Here is an 18,652-nt window from a genome sequence, read left to right on the forward strand (position 1 = left end):
CGCTCAGCTCCCCGCGTCGGCCAGCAGCCGCACGAGCGTGCTGCGTCCCAGCTCCGCCATCGCGGGCGACGTCCTCTCGTAGTACCAGACCAGCCCGATCGCCTGCGCGAAGGCCCAGGCCTCCCCGCGCCGCCAGGTCAGCTCGGGCACGCGGAGGTGCTCGCGCAGCAGGGCACGGGGGCCGGCGTCCAGCAGGTGCCAGGCGACGACGAGGTCCAGGGCGGGATCCGCGGGGCCGAAGCCGCCGCTGTCCAGCACTCCTGCGAGCCGGGGCGCGGCCCCGCCGTCCAGGAGCAGGTTCGCGGGGATGAGGTCCTGGTGGCTCATGACGTCCACGTCCTCCCGCGGCAGCTCCCGCCACCGCTCCCAGGCTCGGCTGAGCTCTGGGACGGGCAGCAGGTGCTCGCTGCGGGCGAGGCACTCGGCGATCCAGGCGTCGTGCGCGCGCAGGTCCCCGCCGCGACCCGTGCCGGAGAAGGTCCGCCCGCGGGTGGGCACGGCCCGCAGCGCCTTCAGCAGCTGGGCGAGGTCGAGGGCGAGGGGCACGGATCCCGCCGCGCCGGTGGACGTCGCGATCTCGCCGGGGACCCAGGTCTGCAGGGACCACGGGAGCGGGTAGCCGTGGCCGCCGCGGCCGATCATGAGCGGCCGCGGCGCGGGCACGGGGATCGCTCCGGCGAGCTCGGCCATCGCGGCGTGCTCCCGCCCGAGCGCCGCCCGCACCGCGCGCGGGTCCTCCCCGATGAGCGGGAATCGCGCGACGAGCTCCTCCCCCACCCGCACCACATGGCTCGTGGTGCCGGCTCCGGTGAGCAGGTGGATCTCGGCGTCGGCGGGCAGCTCGACGTGCGCGGGCGCCTGCTCGCGCAGCAGCCGCTCGGCGACGGCGCGGGTCAGCGAGTGCTGCCCCTCGTGCAGGGCATCGTCGGCGCTCATGGCCGGGCCGGCCGGGGTGCGGGGTTCGTGCGGGCCACCTGACCTCCTCTGCGCGGCGCGGGCACAGGCACTGTAGTCCCCTCACGCTCCCCGGCCGCGGTCCGGGCCGGCCCGGGGTCGGCCGCTGGAACGCCCTCGCCCCTGGTGACGGCGCGTTGATACCGTCGCGGCACCGACCCGAAGGAGTCCCGATGACCGTCGTCGTCACCGCCGTGTTCTTCCCCGCCGAGGGGAAGCAGCAGGAGCTCGCCCAGGCCATGCAGCGCGGCATCGCCGCCGTGCACGAGGAGGCGGGCTGCGAGAAGTACGCGATCCACGCCGCCGAGGACGGCACCGTCACGATGATCGAGAAGTGGACGAGCGCCGAGGACCTCGACGCGCACGGCTCCGGCAGCGTCGTCGAGATCCTCCGCGGCGACGTCGCGGATCTCGTCGCGAAGCCCGCGGTCGTCACCCGCATGACCCCGATCGCCGCCGGCACCCCGGAGCAGGGCCTGCTGTGACCGCCTCCGACACCCAGGACTGGGAGGAGTTCCGCCGACGTCGCGACGCGGGCCTCGCCGCCCCGCACTCCGTGCTCGCCCAGGTGGGCCTGCACTGGGTGGAGGAGGGCGCCGGGGAGCTGAGCTTCCCCGGCGTGCCTGGCACCTGGGCGCTCGAGGGCGGCCGGCTCGTCTCCCGCAGCGCACCCTCGGACTTCACCGTCCTCGCCGAGCCCGCGCAGGTGCAGGTCATCGAGGTGGGCGGCGAGCGCACCCTCACCCTGCTGGATCCGGGCGACGTGCAGCTCGGCGTGACCGACGCGGGAGTGCGGATCGACGTCATCCGCCGCGGCGACCGCACGGGGCTGCGCCCCCTGGACCCGGCGACCCCGCGCCGCGCCGGCTTCACCGGCGTCCCCGTCTTCCCCCACGACCCGTCGGCCGTGCTCGAGGGGAGCTTCCGCGCGGACCCGACGACGGTGACCGTCGGCTCCGCGCTGCCGTGGCTCACCCAGCAGCTGCCCTCCCCCGGCGTCGTCGTCCTCGACGTCGACGGCGAGCAGGTCGAGCTGCGGGTCACGGGTGAGGGCACGCTGATCCTCACCGACGAGACCTCCGGGACGGAGACGTCGGACTGGCGCCAGGTCCCGGTCGAGATCGACGGCGAGCGTGCCCGCGTGGACCTCAACCGTGCCCTGAACTTCCCCTCCGCCTTCAGCGCCTTCGGCACCTGCCCGCGGCCGCCCGAGGGCAACCACCTGCCGATCCCGGTGCGCGCCGGCGAGCGCCGCGTCGAGCCGACGGAGCGCTGACGGCCCGGTGACCACGACGGAGGACCCGGAGGAGACGCACGCCGCGTCCCCCGCGCACGGCCAGGTGCCCTGGGGCACGGTGCTGCGCAACGTCGCCCTCGTCGTGGTCGTCCTGGTCATGATCTGGCTCGCGTTCAACGTGCGCCTGCCCTCGATCGCGGGGATCCGGGCCGACGTCGACGCCGCCGGCGCCTGGGGCCCGATCGTCTACGTGCTGCTCTACGCGGCGGTCGCGACGACCCCCATCCCGGTGACGATCATGGCCGTGGCCGGCGGGATGATCTTCGGGGTCCCGCTCGGGACCCTGCTGTCGCTGATCGGCGTCGTGACCGGCTGCCTGGGCGGCTACGGCATCGCCCGCCTGCTCGGGGAGCGCACCGTGATGCGCCTGCTCGGCTCCCATGCCGCGGTGGTGGAGGACCGGCTGGCCGGCGGCGGTTTCTACGCGGTCTGCACGCTGCGCCTCATGCCGGGCATCCCCTACTGGCCCGTGAACTACGGCAGCGGCGCCCTCGGCGTGACGGCCCGGGACTTCCTCGTCGCGACAGTCCTCGCCTCGCTGCCGGGCCAGCTCTCGCTCGTCGCGGTGGGCGCCTTCATGGGATCGCCGGACGTGCCGCACGGGGTCGTGCTCGGCTGCTCCTGGGCGCTCGTGATCGTCCTCACCGTCCTCGCCTTCCGGCGCTGGCGCGGCACGCGTGCCCAGGCACCCGCGGAGGGCGACGCGTCACAGGACCCGGGTATCGCGGTCGGCAAGGCCTGACCGGCGCCTCCGCGGAGAACTAGACTGCGTCCAGCCGCCGGGATCTTCCTCTGTCCCTCCGAGGGCACCCGGCGACCGGAGCACGGCACCCGCCGCGCCAGGCCCGTCCCCCGGGGCACCGCCGTCGGTCCCCCGGCCGTCCCCGAGGACACGTGATGACCACAGCAACCGAGGCGCCGCGCGGGTTCAGCCCGCGGGTGGCGCTCCAGAAGGTCGGCACCTCGCTGTCGAACATGGTGATGCCGAACATCCCCGCGCTCATCGCGTGGGGCATCTTCACCGCCTTCTTCATCGAGAAGGGCTTCACGCCGGTCCCGGCGCTGGGCGGGTTCGCGGACTCCGCGGGCACCCCGCACACGGGGATCGTCGGCCCGATGATCCACTACCTGCTCCCGCTGCTCATCGCGAACACGGGCGGCCGGATGGTCTACGAGGCGCGCGGCGCGGTCGTCGGCGTCGTCGCGACGATGGGCGTCATCGCCGGCTCCGACGAGCTCATCGCGCAGCTGAACCTCACCCAGCCGGCGAACGAGCAGATCGGCCAGGTGCACATGTTCATCGGCGCGATGATCATGGCGCCGCTCGCCGCCTGGCTCATGAAGAAGCTCGACCGCCTGTGGCAGGACCACATCCCGGCGGGCTTCGAGATGCTCGTGAACATGTTCTCCGCCGGCATCTTCGCCTTCCTCATGGCGGTCGTCGGCTTCTTCGGCCTCGCCCCGGTCGTCAACGGGTTCATGAGCCTGCTGAGCGCCGGCGTCGAGGGCCTGATCGGCCTGGGCCTGCTGCCGCTCGTCTCGATCCTCATCGAGCCGGCGAAGGTCTTCTTCCTCAACAACGCCATCAACCACGGGGTGCTCACGCCCCTGGGCCTGGCGCAGGCCTCCCAGGACGGCAAGTCGATCCTCTTCCTGCTCGAGGCCAACCCTGGCCCGGGCCTCGGCATCCTGCTCGCCTACTCGATCTTCGGGCGCGGCGCCGCACGCGCCTCCGCGCCCGGTGCCGCCCTCATCCAGTTCGTCGGCGGCATCCATGAGATCTACTTCCCGTACGTGCTCATGAAGCCGATCCTCATCCTCGCCGCGATCGGCGGCGGCATGACCGGCGTGTTCCTCAACGTCCTGTTCCACACGGGCCTGCGCTCCCCTGCCGCTCCGGGGTCGATCATCGCGATCCTGGGCGCCGCGACGCCCGACTCGTACCTCGGCATCATCATCGCCGTCCTCGGAGCGACCGCAGTCAGCTTCGTGCTGGCCATGCTCCTCCTGAAGGTCGGCAAGCAGGACGACGGCGACATCGTCTCCGCGACCGCGAAGATGGAGCAGATGAAGGGCAAGAAGTCCTCCGTGGCGGGCGCCCTCACCGGCGCCGGCGGGGCGGGCGCGGGCGCCGCCTCCGCGGCCGACGACTCCGGTCACACCGGCCCGATCCAGCGGATCGTCTTCGCCTGCGACGCCGGCATGGGCTCCTCCGCCATGGGCGCGACCGTGCTGCGCAAGAAGGTGCGCGGCGCCGGTTTCGACGACGTCGAGGTCACCAACAAGGCGATCTCCTCGCTGAACGACGAGTGGGACGTGGTGGTGACCCAGAAGGAGCTCACCGACCGCGCCCGCCAGCGCACGGGCTCCGCGATCCACGTGAGCGTGGACCAGTTCATGAACTCCCCGCGCTACGACGAGGTCGTCGACCTCGTCCGCCGCCGCAACAACGGGGAGGACGCCTCCGACGACGCCGACGCAGCCGACACCGCCGCGACGGCCGACGGCGGGAACGCCTCCGGCACCGCCGCTGCCGGTGCGGGCGCGGGCGCTGCAGCCTCGGGCGCGGACGCCACCGCGACCGGGACCGCACCCTCGCCCCGGGGTCGTCACGCGGCGGAGGTCCCCGCAACCGGGGAGACCGCAGCCGCCGACACCGACGCCGCGCCGCAGATCCTCTCCCGGGACTCGATCGTCCTGCAGGGCTCCGCGACGGGCGCCGACTCCGCGATCGACGAGGCGGGCTCCCTGCTCGTCGCCGCGGGCGCCGTGGGCGAGGAGTACGTCTCCGCGATGCACGACCGCGAGGCCTCCGTCTCGACGTTCATGGGCAACGGCCTGGCCATCCCCCACGGCACGAACGAGGCGAAGTCCTCGATCCGCCGCTCGGCGATGACCTTCACCCGCTACCCGGGCGGCATCGACTGGAACGGCAGCCCGGTGACCTTCGTCGTCGGCATCGCCGGCCAGGGCAACGAGCATCTCGAGCTGCTCCAGAAGGTCGCCATGACCTTCTCCGATCCCGCCCAGGTGGAGCGCCTCGAGAAGGCGACCAGCCCGGACGAGATCCTCGACATCTTCGGTTCCGACAAGGAGTGATCCACCCATGAAGGCAGTCCATTTCGGTGCAGGGAACATCGGCCGCGGCTTCGTCGGCCTGCTCCTGCACGAGGCCGGCTACGAGCTCGTCTTCGCCGACGTCGCCGACGCCCTCATCGCCCAGCTGCAGCAGGCGGACAGCTACACCGTCGCGACCGTCGGCCAGCACCCGACCGAGACGGTCGTGACCGGCTTCCGTGCCGTCAACTCGAAGCAGCAGCCCGAGGTCCTCACCGAGGAGCTCGCCGACGCGGACGTGGTCACCACCGCGGTGGGCGCGCGCATCCTGCGCTTCGTCGCGCCGAACATCGCCGCCGGCATCGCGGCCAGGCCCGCGGGCGCGCCGCGCGTCGCGGTCATGGCCTGCGAGAACGCGATCAACGCGACGGACATCCTCGAGCAGGAGGTCCGCGCGGCCTACGAGGGCGACGATCTCGACGAGAAGGCGTTCTTCGCGAACACCGCCGTGGACCGCATCGTCCCCGTGCAGGACGCGGACGCCGGCCTCGACGTCACCGTGGAGGACTTCCACGAGTGGGCGGTCGAGCGCGGCCCCTTCGGCGGCGCGGTCCCCGACGTCCCCGGCATCACCTGGGTGGAGGAGCTCGGCCCGTACATCGAGCGGAAGCTCTTCACCGTCAACACGGGCCACGCGACGGCCGCCTGGCACGGCTTCACGGCCGGCCACGAGACGATCGCGGAGTCCGTCGCGGATCCCGCCGTCGCCGCGCAGGTCGCCGCCGTGCTCGAGGAGACCTCCGCGCTGCTGGTCGCCAAGCACGGCTTCGCACCCGAGGAGATGGAGGCCTACCGCACCGAGGTGCAGGGCCGCTTCGCGAACCGGTCCCTGCCCGATCCTGTGGAGCGCGTGGGCCGCTCCCCGCTGCGCAAGCTCTCCCGGGAGGACCGCATCATCGGCCCGGCCGCGGAGCTCGCGGAGCGGGAGCTCGGCTCCTCCGCCCTGCAGGACGCCTTCGCCGCCGCGCTCGCCTTCACCCCCGAGGGTGACGAGGAGGTCACGCGTCTCCAGGAGCTGCTCGCGTCGAAGGACGCCGACGCCGCGACCGCGGAGATCACGGGGCTCGCCCCCGAGCATCCGCTGACCCCTGCGCTCCGCGACCGCGTCGCGGCCCGCCAGGCGCAGCTCTGACCTCGGGGCGGCGCCGGGGAGCGAGCGTTCCCCGGCGTCACCCCGGCCCGTCCGATATCGTCCCTGTCCGTACACCACCACCGCGGCCCGTCCGCGACCGGCCGCGCCGCGGCCCCCAACGAAAGGCACTCCCATGGCAGAGCGCACCGTCAAGATCGCCAGCGCCTCCGGGCTCCACGCCCGCCCGGCGACCATCTTCTCCAAGGCTGCCGCGGAGCAGCCCGCCGAGGTCACCATCGAGAAGGTCGGCGGCAGCCCCGTCCAGGCCTCGAGCATGCTCATGCTCATGACCCTCGGCGCCGGCAACGGCGACGAGGTCACCCTGCGCGCCGAGGGCGAGGGGGCCGACGAGTCCGTCGCAGCCCTCGCCGCGCTGCTCGAGAAGGACCTCGACGCCGACGCCTGATCCTCGCTCTCAGCCGAGCCCAGATCCCTGCTCGTCCAACGTCGCTCTCGTGAACTCGACCAGATAGTCGTTCAGGGCGAGCAGGGCGCGCTCGGCGCCCTCCCTGTCGCCGTCGAGGACGGCGGCGATCCCCTGCCCGTAGAGGGCCGAGCCCCGCGCGATCTCCGACGACGCATCGCGCAGATGGGCGAACCAGAACCGGCGCGAGAGGCCCTGTACGGCCGTGATCGCGTCGACCAGATAGGCGTTGTGGGCCGCACGCCCGACCGTCTCATGGACCTGCCGCAGGGTCTCCGCATAGGCCGTCGCGTCCTGGAGGTCGCCCCGCAGCTCCTCGAGCAGCGCCGACAGTCGCGCCCGGTCGCTCGCATCGGCCCGCCTGGCCGCCAGACTCGCGGCCAGCGGCTCGAGCACACGACGCAGCTCGAGCATCCGCAGCTGCTCCTCGACCGAGATGGCGGGGATGAGCACGCCGCGATGGGGCAGCACCTCCACCATCCGTGCCCGGGCGAGCCGCTGGAGTGCCTCGCGCACCGGTGTTCGACCGAAACCCGTGAGCTCCATCAGCCGTGACTCCGAGATGATCGAAGAGGGCGGGAGCTGCTCGCCGACGATCATGGCCTCTATCTGCAGGTAGGCCTGCTCGGCCTTGGTGCGTGCCGTCGGCTCACCCTCGATGCTTCTGGCTGTCATCTCGTCCTCGCCTCGTGATCGCTCTGCGGTCCGATGCCCAGTAGAGCAGACAACGGATGCCACCGTCGGCGCGCGAGGAAATCCCGGTCCCCTCTAGTGCTCCCACCAATATATTGGTTGTATATGGGGATCCCGGGGCACGGTCGTCCCCCGGCTCTCCGAAGGAGGACCCCCTCATGGCACGCACGCCCGTCGTGGAGCAACGCTCCATCGATCGGATCCCCGAGTCCGAGCGTCACGGAACCGCCCGCAGTCTGTTCTTCCTCTGGTTCGCCGCGAACACCTCGATCACCGCAGTCGTCACCGGCGCCCTGTTCGTCCTGCTGGGCAACACGGCGATGTGGGCGATCCCCGCGGCGATCCTCGGGAACATCGCGGGAGCCTTCGTCACCTCGCTGCACTCGGTCCAGGGCCCCCGACTGGGCGTCCCGCAGATGATCCAGAGCCGCGCCCAGTTCGGCTTCCACGGGGCGACCCTGCCGCTCTTCCTGGCGCTCCTGATCTATCTCGGCTTCTACGCCACCGGCCTGGTGCTGGGCGGCCAGGCGATGGGATCGCTGCTGCACGTGTCGGACGGGGCCGGCGCGGTGATCTTCGCGGTGTTCTCCACCGTGCTGGCGGTCTTCGGGTACCGCTACATCCACCGCTTCTCGCACCTGGCGACCGTGCTCAGCGCCGTCGCCATCCTCGGCCTGCTGCTGCGGGTGCTCATCAGCCCCGTCGGCGGTCCCCTGTTCTCCGACTCCTCCTTCGACCTGCCGGCCTTCATCCTGGGGATCTCGCTCGCCGCGTCCTGGCAGCTCACCTTCGGCCCTTACATCGCCGACTACTCGCGCTACCTCCCCTCCACCACGCCGCAGCTGCGGACCTTCGGCTGGACCTTCCTGGGCAGCGTCATCGGCGGCAGCCTCGCGATGGTGCTGGGAGCCCTGGTGGCGGAGATGGGCGGCACCGCGTTCTCCGAGCACCAGGTCGCCTACCTCGCCGGTCTGGGCGGCCCCTTCGCCACCGTCGTGCTGATCGCCGTTCTCGCCGGGAAGCTGACGGGCAACACCCTCAGCTCCTATGGCGGCTACATGTCGGTCGCGACGATCCTGACCAGCTTCACCGGCCGCGACCGCGTCTCCCCTCGAGCGCGAGCCCTGCTGATCTGCTGCATCTCGCTCGCCGCCCTCGCGATCGCCCTGCCGGCCAGCGCGGACTTCGTCGCCAACTTCACGAACTTCCTGCTGTTCCTGCTCTACTTCATGACGCCCTGGTCGGCGATCAACCTGGTCGACTACTACCTGGTGCGCCGGGAGCGCTACGACATCGACTCCCTCTTCACGCCGACCGGGACCTACGGACGGTTCTCGGGTCCCGCCTTCCTCGCCTACGGGCTCGGCGTGCTGTGCCAGATCCCCTTCATCAGCAGCGACCTGTACACCGGGCCCATCGCGAAGGCCATGGGCGGCGCCGAGGTCGCCTGGCTGCTCGGCATCATCATCTCCGGCGGGCTGTACTTCGTGCTCACCCGCCGCATCCGCCTCACCGTGGGCGAGGAGATCCGTGCCGAGGCCCGCACATCCGCGGCACCGACCCCGGCCGACGCCTGAGCGGAGTCGGCGCGAGACCACCCATCGGCCGAGAACCGGCCGATCGACCCCCACCGAGAGGACACCTCATGAAGTACTCCCCCACGACCGAGGCGAACCCCCTGCCGTACTCCCCGTTCAAGAGCTGCACGGTGCCGCGGCCGATCGGCTGGCTCTCGAGCGTCAGCGAGGACGGCGTCGAGAACCTCGCCCCCTACAGCCAGTGGCAGAACCTCACCTTCGACCCGCCGATGGTGATGTTCTCGGCGAACCAGTACCCCGACGGGCGCCGCAAGGACACGGTGATCAACGCCGAGAAGACCGGCTGGTTCGTCTGGAACATGGCGACCTACGCGCTGCGCGAGGCCGTGAACATCAGCGCGATGGTGCTCCCTCCCGAGGAGAGCGAGTTCGACCGCGCCGGAGTGACCAGGAGCTATGCCGACCTCGCGCCGACGGTGCCGATGGTCGCCGAGAGCCCGGTGCACTTCGAGTGCCGCTACCTGAGCACGCACCGTCTGCCCGGCGCGAGCACGGTGGGCACGATCGACATCGTCTACGCCCAGGTGGAGAAGATCCATGTCGCCGACGAGGTGATCACCCCCGACGGGCGCCTGGACATCCCCAGCATCCAGCCCATCGCCCGGATGGGCTACTTCGACTACGCCGTGGTCAACGAGACCTTCGAGATGAAGGTGCCGGGATCGACCCCGGAGGCCGAGGCCGGGCTCCAGGGTCGCGCGGGCTGAGCCGCGCTCCTCGCGCGGGAACGCATCGGGCCCCGGCGCTCACGATGATCGTGAGCGCTGGGGCCCGCGCACTGATGATCGGGTGGGCTGGCTCAGAGCCCGATCTCGCCGAGGATCGGGAGGCCGGCGCGCACCGCGTCGCGGGCCTTGTCGGCCGTGGGCGCCGAGACGGCCGCGGCCGCGAGCTGCTTCGCCTGGTCCAGGGAGACCGTGGAGAGCACCTTCGCGACGGCGGGCAGGGAGCGGGGCGTCATCGACAGGGAGTTCACGCCGAGGCCCACGAGCACCACCGCGAGGCCCGGGTCACCCGCGGCCTCACCGCACACGCCCACGGGCTTCACGGCCTTCTCGCCGTAGGCGCCGGCGTCGCCACCGGCGGTGCGGGCGCCGTCGCAGGTGGCCTTCACGAGGGCGAGCACGGCGGGCTGCCACGGGTTGTTCAGGTGGGCGAGGGTGCCGAGCATGCGGTCCGCCGCCATCGTGTACTGGGTGAGGTCGTTCGTGCCGATCGAGGCGAAGTCGCAAGCCGTGAGCTGGCGATCCGCGGTGATCGCGGCGGAGGGCGTCTCGACCATGATCCCGGCGGGGCTGAGACCGCGCTCGGCGCACAAGGCCGCGAAGTCCTCGGTGTCCTCGAGGGTGGAGATCATCGGCGCCATGACCCACGGGGTCGCCTCGGTCCCCTTCGTCGCGGCGGCGATCGCGTCGAGCTGGTTGGTGAGCACCGAGCGCTTCTCCCACGAGGTGCGGTAGGCGCGCACGCCGAGGGCCGGGTTCGGCTCGTCGGCGTCGGTGAGGAACGGCAGCGGCTTGTCGGCGCCCGCGTCGATCGTGCGCACCACGACCTTCTGGCCGGGGAAGTGCGCGAAGACCTCGCGGTAGGCGGAGGTCTGCTCCTCGATCGTCGGCTCGTCCTCGCGGTCCAGGAACAGGAACTCGGTGCGGAACAGGCCCACACCGTCGGCGTTCGCGGCGACGGCCTTCTCGGCATCCTTCGCACCGCCGATGTTGGCGAGCAGCTGCACGCGGGTGCCGTCGGCGAGCACCCCGCCGCCGCCCTCGTAGGTCAGCGGGTTCTTCTGCAGCTCGGCCCAGGCCTCGGCGAAGCGGTGGTGCTCCTCGGTGACCTCGTCGGTCACGGTGCCGAAGCCGGCGTCGACGAAGACCTCGGTGCCGTCGGAGAACTCGTGGATGTCACGGGCGGCGACGATCGCGGGCAGGCCCAGCTGGCGGGCGAGGATCGCGGTGTGCGACTGGGGGCCGCCGTCGGAGGTGACGAGGGCGAGCACGCGCGAGGGGTCGAGGGTCGCGGTGTCCGCGGGGGCGAGGTCGATCGCGGTGAGCACGAAGGGCTCCTCGACGTCGGGGATGCCCGGGGCCTGCTCGCCACGCAGCTCGGCGACGATGCGGGCGCGGACGTCGCGCACGTCGGTGGCGCGCTCGGCCATGTAGCCGCCGATGTTCTCGAGCATGCCGGCGACCTGGTCGCCCGCCTCCCAGACGGCCCGCTCGGCGCTCTTGCCGGCGGTGATGACGAGGCCCTTGGCGGTGGTGGCGAGGGACGGGTCGGCGGCCATCTGCGCGGTCGCCTCGAGGATCGCCTTGCCGTCGCCGCTCGCGCGCTCGGCGAGGCGGGTGAGCGCCTTCTGCACGGCCGCGGCGGCGGCGGGGATGCGCTCGGCCTCAGCCTCGGGCGAGGTGCCGGCGGGGACCTTCTCGGAGGCCGAGGGCTCGGCGACCGGCGGGGCCATGGTGCGGATGGTGCCGACCACGCGGCCGGGGCTGACGGGGACGCCTGTGTACTGGGCCATGGCTCGTTCTCTCCCTCTACCGTTGCGGGCATCGCGGAGGAGACCGGCCGGTCGCCGGGTCCGCGAGCAGGTCTCATGCTACGCGGCGCGACCGGCCGCGATGGCGTCGTTCGTCCCGCCCACAGGGCCGGGGAGGCGGCCCGTCACAGCGGCCGCCTCCCCGGGGATCAGGCGGCGTGCGGGTGCGCGGCGACCGCGGCGCGGTGGGTGCGGCGACGGGACCGGAGCACGGACAGTCCGAGCAGGCCGGCACCGCCGACCGCCCAGCAGCTGAGCACGATGATCTCCATGCCCGCGCCCTGGCCGTCGAAGAAGGCTGCGGAGCGGACGAGGGTGCCGGACGCGCCGATGGGGAGCAGCTGCCCGATGAACCCCCAGGGGCTGGGCAGCCACTGCCAGCCGGTGGCCATGCCGGACAGCGGGTTGCCGACGAACATCATCAGCGCGCCGCCGATGCCGAGGCCCGGGAACCCGAACAGGGACTCCATGCCGAGCACGAACAGGGAGATCGCGGAGGTGCCGAGCGCGAGGGCGAGGGAGGTCCTCACGTAGCTGCCGTCCACGGAGCCGAAGCCGAACTGGAGGATCGCGACGACCGCGAAGCCGACGGCGAGGGAGGCGAGGACCGCGCCGACGATCCGCAGGACGGGGCGGCCCTTCAGCACGGTGGACAGCAGCACCGCGGAGATCATGCCGCCGAAGGCGAGGGGCATGGCGAGCGCGCTGAGACCGGTGCCGTTGGGATCGTCCTCCGTGAGCGGGGCGACGTCGTGCGTGGTGACGGTCATGCCCTGGGCGGTGAGACCCTCGCCGACGCTCCCGAGCAGGGCGGCGTAGGGGGTGCCGGCGCCGCCGGCCGTGGTGATGGTGACGCTGCCGTCGGCCTCGATGCTGATGCCGCCCACGGCGTCGCGGCCATGGACCGCGTCCTCGACGGAGGCGGTCGAGTCGTGGACGGTGACGTCGAAGGCGTCCGGGTCCGCGGCGTCGAGAGCGGAGGTGACGGCTGTGACGGCCTGCTCGGGGCCGGAGACGGCGATCGGGAGGTCGTGCGGTCCCGCGTTGATGGCCGGCGCCAGGAAGGCCAGCACCATGAGGCAGACCGCGCCGACGAGGCCGAGGACGACGCCGACCAGGCGCAGCCCGACGGCGGAGGCGGGACGCTCGGCCGCCGCGGGCTCTGTGGTGTCGGTGGTGTCGGTGGGGGTTTGGGTGGACGCGCTCATGGAACTCCTCGACGGGCGGCCGGTCCTGACCGGCACTAGGCGGAGCATTCCGCTCCGGTTGCGATGTGGAGCGTAATCCTCCGCTTACGGTGGGGCAAGATGGAGGGCGGTCGAGGAGAGGTGGAAGGCATCACATGAGAGCCGACGCGCTGGTCAAGCGACAGGCCCTGCTGGAGGCCACGTGGGCGCTCATGGCGGAGCGCGGCCCGGACGTGCCGCTGCGCACCGTCGCCGAGCAGGCCGGCGTCGGCATCGGCACCCTCTACCGCCACTTCCCCACCCGCGAGGAGCTCGTGCTCGGGCTGCTCGACGACTTCGGCGAGCGCGTGACCGCGATCATCGAGGACCACCTCGCACGCTGGGACGAGGACCCGGAGGCGGTGTGGCGAGGGTTCGTGACCTCGCTCGCCGATCTCGGCTTCGGCGAGATCGCCTTCCAGATCGGTCCGCTCGCGATCTCGTCCTCGGCGCTGGGGGTGCACGCCCGCGAGCGGCGGGACCGGATGATCACCCGGCTGAGCCGCGTCCTGGACGCCGCGCGCTCCGCCGGGCTGCTGCGCGAGGACGTGCGCCCAGAGCAGTTCTTGGTCACCCTCGCGACCCTCTCGCGGCCACTCCCGCCGCAGGTCACCGAGCTGGTGCCGGACCATCGGCGCTGGATGGTCGAGGTCCTCCTGCGGGGGCTGCGCGCCGAGGGCTGAACGCCCCCGACGGGCCGGCCGCAGGGCGGAGGGAGCGGGATTCGAACCCGCGGTACAGGGTCACTGCACAGTGGTTTTCAAGACCACCACATTCGGCCGCTCTGTCATCCCTCCCGGTGCCCGGAGGCACCCGGAGATCATACCGGCGCGGCGCCCGCGCCGTGGTGGCCGACGCCGGGGTGCTCCAGCAGGCTCTCCCTCCTCCGGCGCGGGGATGGTCTGCTGGTCCGAGCCGTGACCGCCGCCCAGCACACCCCGGAGGATTCCGATGACCACCGCCGACCTCACCACCCTCCTCGCCGAGCTCGACGCCGGCCGCACGATCCCGGGCGGCTCCCCGCTGCACGAGGTCATGCTCGAGACCTCGCAGCAGGCCCTGCGGATCACCGCGGAGCTCAACGGCAGCTACCACTCCCCGGGGCGGGTCCGCGCCCTGCTCGGCGAGCTCACGGGGCGCCCGGTCCCGGAGAGCACGACCGTGTTCCCGCCGCTGCGCAGCGACTTCGGTCGGAACCTGCGCATCGGCGAGCGGGTCTTCATCAACTCGGGCTGCGCCGTCCAGGACCAGGGCGGGGTGAGCATCGGGGACGGCGCGCTGCTCGGGCACAACGTCGTGATCGCGACGCTGAACCACGCGATGGATCCGGCGCACCGCGCGGACCTGGACCCGGCCCCGGTGCGGATCGGCGCGGACGCCTGGATCGGCGCGAACGTCACGATACTGCCGGGCGTGAGCATCGGCGACGGAGCCGTGGTCGCGGCGGCCTCCGTCGTCACCCGGGACGTGCCGCCGCGCACCCTGGCCATGGGCTCCCCCGCCCGCGTGGTCCGCGAGATCACCCCGGAGGAGCCGGGCGCCTGATCCGGCGGGGCGACCGGCCATCGGCCCGCCGGGACGCGGGAACACGCTGTCCCGCACAATGGTCACGACCCGCGATCCGAAGGAGCATCCATGTCCGCCACCGCCCCCGCCACCACCGGTCCCGTGCTGGCCGACGACGTCCCCGCGACCATGCGCGCCTCGGTGCTGCTGCGCCAGGGCGAGGTCGAGATGCAGGAGCGACCCGTGCCCACCCCTCCGCCGGGCGAGGTGCTCGTGCGCGTGCGCTCGGTGGGCGTCTGCGGATCCGACGTCCACTACTACAAGGAGGGGCGGATCGGGGACTTCGTCGTCGAGCAGCCGCTGATCCTGGGCCATGAGGTCTCCGGCGTGATCGCGGGCGTGGGCGAGGGCGTGGACCCCTCCCGCATCGGCGAGCGCGTCGCCGTCGAGCCGCAGCGGCCCTGCCGCACCTGCCGCCAGTGCACCACGGGCCACCTGAACCTCTGCCCGGACATGAAGTTCTACGCGACCCCGCCGATCGACGGCACCTTCTGCGACTACGTCACCGCGCCCGCAGAGTTCGCCTTCCCGATCCCCGACGCGATCAGCGACCACGCCGGCGCGCTGCTCGAGCCGTTCAGCGTGGGCATGTGGGCCGTGGGCAAGGCCGGTCTCGCCCCGGGCAGCCGCGTGCTCATCGCGGGCGCCGGGCCGATCGGGGCGCTCACCGCGATCGCCGCCCGCTCCTACGGCGCCACCGAGATCATCGTCTCGGACCCGGTCGCCTCGCGCCGCGAGCAGATCCTCGGCTTCGGCGCGACCTCCGCGGTGGATCCCCTGGACCCGGGCTTCGACCCGGCGGCGCTCGGCGTGGACGCCTTCATCGAGTGCTCCGGCGCGACCCCGGCGCTGCTCGCGGGGCTGAAGGCCCTGCGCCCGGGCGGCACCGCGGTGATGGTCGGGCTCGGCGCGGAGACCATGCCGATCCCGGTGCAGGAGGTCATGAACAAGGAGATCGTGCTGACGGGGATCTTCCGCTACGTCGACACCTGGCCCAAGGTCATCGCCGCCGCGCAGGCCCCGGGTGTGGACCTCGACGCGCTGGTCACCGCCGAGTTCCCGCTCGAGGAGGCGGAGGCCGCCCTCACACAGGTGCCGGGCGAGAGCTCGCTGAAGACGATCGTGGTCGTCTCCCGCTGACCGACTCCCGCGAGCCGGGCCGGGTCCGGGCATACGGTGGTGCCATGCGCGCCATGACGATCACCGCGGAGAACCAGCTCGAGCTCGCGGAGCTGCCCGAACCCGCGCCCGGCCCCGGGGAGGTGCTCGTGGACGTCGTCGCCGCGGGCGTGAACCGGGCCGACCTCGCCCAGGTGGCCGGGCACTACCCGCCGCCGCCCGGCGCCTCGGAGCTGCCCGGGCTCGAGGTCTCCGGCCGGCGCCGGGACACCGGGGAGGCGGTCGTGGCGCTGCTCGCGGGCGGCGGCTACGCCGAGGTCGTCGCCGTACCCGAGGGGCAGCTGCTGCCGGTCCCGGCGGGCCTCGACCCGGTGGAGGCCGCCGGCGTCGTCGAGGTGACGGCGACCGTGGTCTCGAACCTCGTCATCGAGGGGCGCCTGGTCGCGGGTGAGACGGTGCTGATCGAGGGCGGCACGGGCGGCATCGGGACCGTCGCGATCCAGCTCGCCCGGCGCCTCGGCGCCAGGGTGCTCACGACCGTCGGCTCCGACGAGTCCGCCGCCCACGCACGGGAGATCGGGGCCGACGCGGCCTGGAACCGTCGCACCGCCGACGTGCCCGCGGCGGTCCGGGAGGCCGGCGGGGCGGACGTGGTCCTCGACGTGGTGGGCGGCGGGGGCAGCACCCTCGCGGACCACGTGGGCATGCTCCGCGAGCACGGGCGCCTAGTCATCATCGGCACCCTGGGCGGGGCGAGCGGGGAGCTGCCCATCGGCCTGCTCATGAGCAAGCGCGCCCGCGTCATCGGCACCACGCTCCGCTCGCGCAGCACCGCCGGCAAGCAGGAGATCCTCGCCGCCACTCGCGACCTCGTGTGGCCGCTGCTCGAGGACGGGTCCCTGAGCGTGCCCGTGCACGCCCGCTTCCCGCTCGAGCGCGCGGCGGAGGCGCAGGCCGTGCTCCGCGAGGGCGGCCACCTGGGAAAGGTCGTCCTCGAGGTGGCGGCCGGCTGAGCCCGGCGCTGATCAACCCCTGACCACCCCGTGTAACAAACGGGTGAACAGTGCGAAACGGACTTCTCGGATTCGTCCGCTTCGTCCAGGATGGCCGTACCCATCCATCTCGCGGGACGGACCTCGGTCCGGATCGGGCATCGTGGCCTCGACGTCGTGCACCGCACGACGGCACGTGGCCCGATCGCCCGCCGGCCCAGGGAGCTCCTCATGTCCCGAGAACCCCACGACCTCGCATCGGTCGACCACTTCACCCCGGTGAGCCGTCGTGCCGCGGCCAGCTCCCCGTTCTCCCCCGTGATGATCGCGCTGACGATCCTCGCCACGGCCGGCTGCCTGGCCTACGGGGTCTTCCTCCTCCAGCCCTCCCACCGGGGCGACCTGCTGCCCTGGCTCCTGGTCATCACGTCCGAGTCGATCCTCGTGTTCCACGCGCTCTTCGCCATGTGGACCGTGCTCGCCGGGACGAGGGACGTGCGCGACCACGACTACTGGCGAGCGCGCGACGAGCTGTACACGCTCTCGCGGATCTCCGCGCTCCGCCGCCGCGACGACCCCACGCTCTGGCCCGTGCAGCTGGACGGCCGCGTGGTCGACGTGGACGTGCTGATCACGGTGTACGGCGAGCCGATCGAGGTGATCCGACGGACCGCCGAGGCGGCGCTCGCGATCCGCGGCCGCCACGTGGTGTGGATCCTCGACGACGGCCGCAGCGACGAGGTCCGCGACCTCGCCGCGGAGATCGGCTGCCGCTACGTGCGCCGCCGCACCGGCAACGGTGCCAAGGCCGGCAACGTGAACTACGCGCTCACACTGGCCAAGGCCGAGTTCTTCGTGATCCTGGACGCGGACTTCGTGCCGCTGCCGGGCCTGCTCGAGGAGACCCTGCCGTTCTTCACCAACGACACCGTCGCCTTCGTGCAGACCCCGCAGACCTACGGCAACCTCCACAACGTCATCTCGCGCGGCGCCGGCTACATGCAGGCGATGTTCTACCGCTTCGTGCAGCCGGGCCGGAACCAGTTCAACGCCGCGTTCTGCGTGGGCACGAACGTCGTGTTCCGGCGGCGTGCGATCGACGACGTGGGCGGCATGGTCACCGACTCGAAGTCCGAGGACGTGTGGACCTCGCTGAAGCTCCACGAGCGCGGCTGGCGGTCGGTCTTCCTGCCCACGACCCTCGCGATCGGCGACGCCCCGGACACGATCGTCGCCTACTCGAAGCAGCAGCTGCGCTGGGCGACCGGCGGCTTCGAGATCCTCCTGCAGGCCAACCCGCTGCACCCGGCGCGGCGGCTGAGCCTGGACCAGCGCCTCATGTACTTCATCACCGCCACCCACTACCTCACCGGGATCGTCCCGGGCCTGCTCCTGCTGGTGCCGGCGCTCGAGGTGTTCCTGGACCTGCGCCCGGTGTCGATGGACGTGGGCTGGGCGACGTGGATGCTGTTCTACGCGGGCTTCTACCTGCTGCAGATCGTGCTGGCCTTCTTCACGCTCGGCTCCTTCCGCTGGGAGGTGCTGATCCTGGCCGCCTGCTCGTTCCCGATCTACGCGAAGGCCCTGGCCAACGTGGTCATGGGCCGTGACCAGGCGTGGTCGGTGACGGGCGCGACCGGGAAGGTCTCCCCCTTCACCGTCATGGGGCCGCAGCTGTGCGTGCTCGCCTTCCTGCTGTGCACCACCACGGTGGGCGTCTGGCGCGACCTCATGCTCGGGCGCCCCTCGATCGCGACGGTGTGGTGCGGCGTGAACTCCGCCGTGCTGATCGTGCTCGTCCTCGTCGCGCTCGGCGAGATCCGCGCCGGCCGCTCCGGCGCCCTCGAGGCCCGCGGCGACCACGCCAAGGCGGCGGCGACCACGGCGGCGCTCGCCGCGCCCGTCCCCGTCTCGACCCCGGCGGACACGGTCGCGGCCCGCCTCGCCCCTGGTCGCCGGCGCGTCTCCCGCGTCCGCGCCCTCTCCTGACCCCCGCCC

The 18,652-nt window shown here is 72.5% G+C and carries 17 protein-coding genes and 1 tRNA gene; 13 read left to right on the plus strand and 5 right to left on the minus strand.

Annotated features, from left to right (window positions below):
* Positions 1-3: 3 nt before the first annotated feature.
* Complete coding sequence (locus tag ABD080_RS16580) at positions 4-936, minus strand: phosphotransferase (RefSeq protein ID WP_343906535.1); 933 nt, start codon at positions 934-936, stop codon at positions 4-6.
* Between the two features lie 191 nt (positions 937-1,127).
* On the opposite strand from ABD080_RS16580, the gene ABD080_RS16585 reads away from it, so the two are divergent.
* The 6 genes from ABD080_RS16585 to ABD080_RS16610 all read left to right on the plus strand — a co-directional run bounded on the left by ABD080_RS16585 (position 1,128) and on the right by ABD080_RS16610 (position 6,906).
* Positions 1,128-1,439 (plus strand): putative quinol monooxygenase, encoded by a 312-nt coding sequence (locus tag ABD080_RS16585; RefSeq protein WP_264451388.1) that lies wholly within the window; start codon positions 1,128-1,130, stop codon positions 1,437-1,439.
* Positions 1,436-2,230 carry a DUF1684 domain-containing protein gene (locus ABD080_RS16590; RefSeq protein ID WP_343906538.1) on the plus strand — a complete coding sequence of 265 codons (795 nt, stop codon included), beginning with the start codon at positions 1,436-1,438 and terminating at the stop codon, positions 2,228-2,230. The genes ABD080_RS16585 and ABD080_RS16590 overlap by 4 nt, the downstream gene beginning before the upstream one ends.
* Before the next feature lie 7 nt (positions 2,231-2,237).
* Positions 2,238-2,993: a TVP38/TMEM64 family protein gene (locus ABD080_RS16595; RefSeq protein ID WP_343906540.1), complete on the plus strand. Its 756-nt coding sequence runs from the start codon at positions 2,238-2,240 to the stop codon at positions 2,991-2,993.
* Between the two features lie 155 nt (positions 2,994-3,148).
* Positions 3,149-5,350, plus strand: coding sequence for a PTS sugar transporter subunit IIA (locus ABD080_RS16600; RefSeq protein WP_343906542.1), 2,202 nt, complete (start codon positions 3,149-3,151; stop codon positions 5,348-5,350).
* 7 nt (positions 5,351-5,357) lie between these two features.
* Positions 5,358-6,500 carry a mannitol-1-phosphate 5-dehydrogenase gene (locus ABD080_RS16605; protein ID WP_343906544.1) on the plus strand — a complete coding sequence of 381 codons (1,143 nt, stop codon included), beginning with the start codon at positions 5,358-5,360 and terminating at the stop codon, positions 6,498-6,500.
* Between the two features lie 133 nt (positions 6,501-6,633).
* Entirely contained in the window at positions 6,634-6,906 is a 273-nt protein-coding gene (locus ABD080_RS16610; protein ID WP_137771561.1) for an HPr family phosphocarrier protein, read from the plus strand.
* A 9-nt stretch (positions 6,907-6,915) separates the two neighbouring features.
* Here the strand turns inward: ABD080_RS16610 and ABD080_RS16615 are convergent, their stop codons facing one another.
* Positions 6,916-7,599 (minus strand): GntR family transcriptional regulator, encoded by a 684-nt coding sequence (locus ABD080_RS16615; RefSeq protein WP_137771562.1) that lies wholly within the window; start codon positions 7,597-7,599, stop codon positions 6,916-6,918.
* A gap of 176 nt (positions 7,600-7,775) precedes the next feature.
* On the opposite strand from ABD080_RS16615, the gene ABD080_RS16620 reads away from it, so the two are divergent.
* Complete coding sequence (locus ABD080_RS16620; protein ID WP_137771563.1) at positions 7,776-9,194, plus strand: purine-cytosine permease family protein; 1,419 nt, start codon at positions 7,776-7,778, stop codon at positions 9,192-9,194.
* Positions 9,195-9,262: 68 nt separating this feature from the next.
* Positions 9,263-9,922: a flavin reductase family protein gene (locus ABD080_RS16625; RefSeq protein WP_103384792.1), complete on the plus strand. Its 660-nt coding sequence runs from the start codon at positions 9,263-9,265 to the stop codon at positions 9,920-9,922.
* A gap of 92 nt (positions 9,923-10,014) precedes the next feature.
* Here ABD080_RS16625 and ptsP read toward each other — a convergent pair whose 3' ends face one another.
* Both ptsP and ABD080_RS16635 read right to left on the minus strand, forming a co-directional pair.
* Positions 10,015-11,733 (minus strand): phosphoenolpyruvate--protein phosphotransferase, encoded by a 1,719-nt coding sequence (gene ptsP / locus ABD080_RS16630; protein WP_343906549.1) that lies wholly within the window; start codon positions 11,731-11,733, stop codon positions 10,015-10,017.
* A gap of 167 nt (positions 11,734-11,900) precedes the next feature.
* Positions 11,901-12,959 (minus strand): ABC-2 transporter permease, encoded by a 1,059-nt coding sequence (locus ABD080_RS16635; RefSeq protein WP_343906551.1) that lies wholly within the window; start codon positions 12,957-12,959, stop codon positions 11,901-11,903.
* A 134-nt stretch (positions 12,960-13,093) separates the two neighbouring features.
* Between ABD080_RS16635 and ABD080_RS16640 the strand changes: the two genes are divergently transcribed.
* The gene (locus tag ABD080_RS16640) at positions 13,094-13,660 is read left to right on the plus strand and encodes a TetR/AcrR family transcriptional regulator (RefSeq protein ID WP_343906553.1); all 567 of its coding nucleotides are present in this window, start codon (positions 13,094-13,096) and stop codon (positions 13,658-13,660) included.
* Between the two features lie 26 nt (positions 13,661-13,686).
* Here ABD080_RS16640 and ABD080_RS16645 read toward each other — a convergent pair.
* Positions 13,687-13,774 (minus strand) — tRNA-Ser (locus ABD080_RS16645).
* Positions 13,775-13,928: 154 nt separating this feature from the next.
* Between ABD080_RS16645 and ABD080_RS16650 the strand changes: the two genes are divergently transcribed.
* The 4 genes from ABD080_RS16650 to ABD080_RS16665 all read left to right on the plus strand — a co-directional run bounded on the left by ABD080_RS16650 (position 13,929) and on the right by ABD080_RS16665 (position 18,643).
* A complete protein-coding gene (locus ABD080_RS16650; protein WP_137771566.1) occupies positions 13,929-14,522 on the plus strand; it encodes a DapH/DapD/GlmU-related protein in 594 nt (197 codons plus the stop codon).
* 90 nt (positions 14,523-14,612) lie between these two features.
* A complete protein-coding gene (locus ABD080_RS16655; protein WP_205750650.1) occupies positions 14,613-15,683 on the plus strand; it encodes an NAD(P)-dependent alcohol dehydrogenase in 1,071 nt (356 codons plus the stop codon).
* Positions 15,684-15,727: 44 nt separating this feature from the next.
* A complete protein-coding gene (locus ABD080_RS16660; protein ID WP_343906556.1) occupies positions 15,728-16,675 on the plus strand; it encodes a zinc-binding dehydrogenase in 948 nt (315 codons plus the stop codon).
* Between the two features lie 210 nt (positions 16,676-16,885).
* Positions 16,886-18,643, plus strand: a complete 1,758-nt coding sequence (locus ABD080_RS16665; protein ID WP_343906558.1) for a glycosyltransferase family 2 protein — start codon at positions 16,886-16,888, stop codon at positions 18,641-18,643.
* Positions 18,644-18,652 lie beyond the last annotated feature (9 nt).

The organism is Brachybacterium rhamnosum, from assembly GCF_039526185.1.
In the GTDB taxonomy this organism is placed as follows: Bacteria; Actinomycetota; Actinomycetes; order Actinomycetales; family Dermabacteraceae; genus Brachybacterium; species Brachybacterium rhamnosum.

Coding starts and splice junctions, on each gene's coding strand:
- ptsP (WP_343906549.1), bottom strand. CDS start 11,733: ATGGCCCAGTACACAGGCGTCCCCGTCAGCCCCGGCCGCGTGGTCGGC.
- ABD080_RS16620 (WP_137771563.1), top strand. CDS start 7,776: ATGGCACGCACGCCCGTCGTGGAGCAACGCTCCATCGATCGGATCCCC.
- ABD080_RS16610 (WP_137771561.1), top strand. CDS start 6,634: ATGGCAGAGCGCACCGTCAAGATCGCCAGCGCCTCCGGGCTCCACGCC.
- ABD080_RS16605 (WP_343906544.1), top strand. CDS start 5,358: ATGAAGGCAGTCCATTTCGGTGCAGGGAACATCGGCCGCGGCTTCGTC.
- ABD080_RS16580 (WP_343906535.1), bottom strand. CDS start 936: ATGAGCGCCGACGATGCCCTGCACGAGGGGCAGCACTCGCTGACCCGC.
- ABD080_RS16665 (WP_343906558.1), top strand. CDS start 16,886: ATGTCCCGAGAACCCCACGACCTCGCATCGGTCGACCACTTCACCCCG.
- ABD080_RS16585 (WP_264451388.1), top strand. CDS start 1,128: ATGACCGTCGTCGTCACCGCCGTGTTCTTCCCCGCCGAGGGGAAGCAG.
- ABD080_RS16625 (WP_103384792.1), top strand. CDS start 9,263: ATGAAGTACTCCCCCACGACCGAGGCGAACCCCCTGCCGTACTCCCCG.
- ABD080_RS16600 (WP_343906542.1), top strand. CDS start 3,149: ATGACCACAGCAACCGAGGCGCCGCGCGGGTTCAGCCCGCGGGTGGCG.
- ABD080_RS16650 (WP_137771566.1), top strand. CDS start 13,929: ATGACCACCGCCGACCTCACCACCCTCCTCGCCGAGCTCGACGCCGGC.
- ABD080_RS16635 (WP_343906551.1), bottom strand. CDS start 12,959: ATGAGCGCGTCCACCCAAACCCCCACCGACACCACCGACACCACAGAG.
- ABD080_RS16640 (WP_343906553.1), top strand. CDS start 13,094: ATGAGAGCCGACGCGCTGGTCAAGCGACAGGCCCTGCTGGAGGCCACG.
- ABD080_RS16660 (WP_343906556.1), top strand. CDS start 15,728: ATGCGCGCCATGACGATCACCGCGGAGAACCAGCTCGAGCTCGCGGAG.
- ABD080_RS16655 (WP_205750650.1), top strand. CDS start 14,613: ATGTCCGCCACCGCCCCCGCCACCACCGGTCCCGTGCTGGCCGACGAC.
- ABD080_RS16615 (WP_137771562.1), bottom strand. CDS start 7,599: ATGACAGCCAGAAGCATCGAGGGTGAGCCGACGGCACGCACCAAGGCC.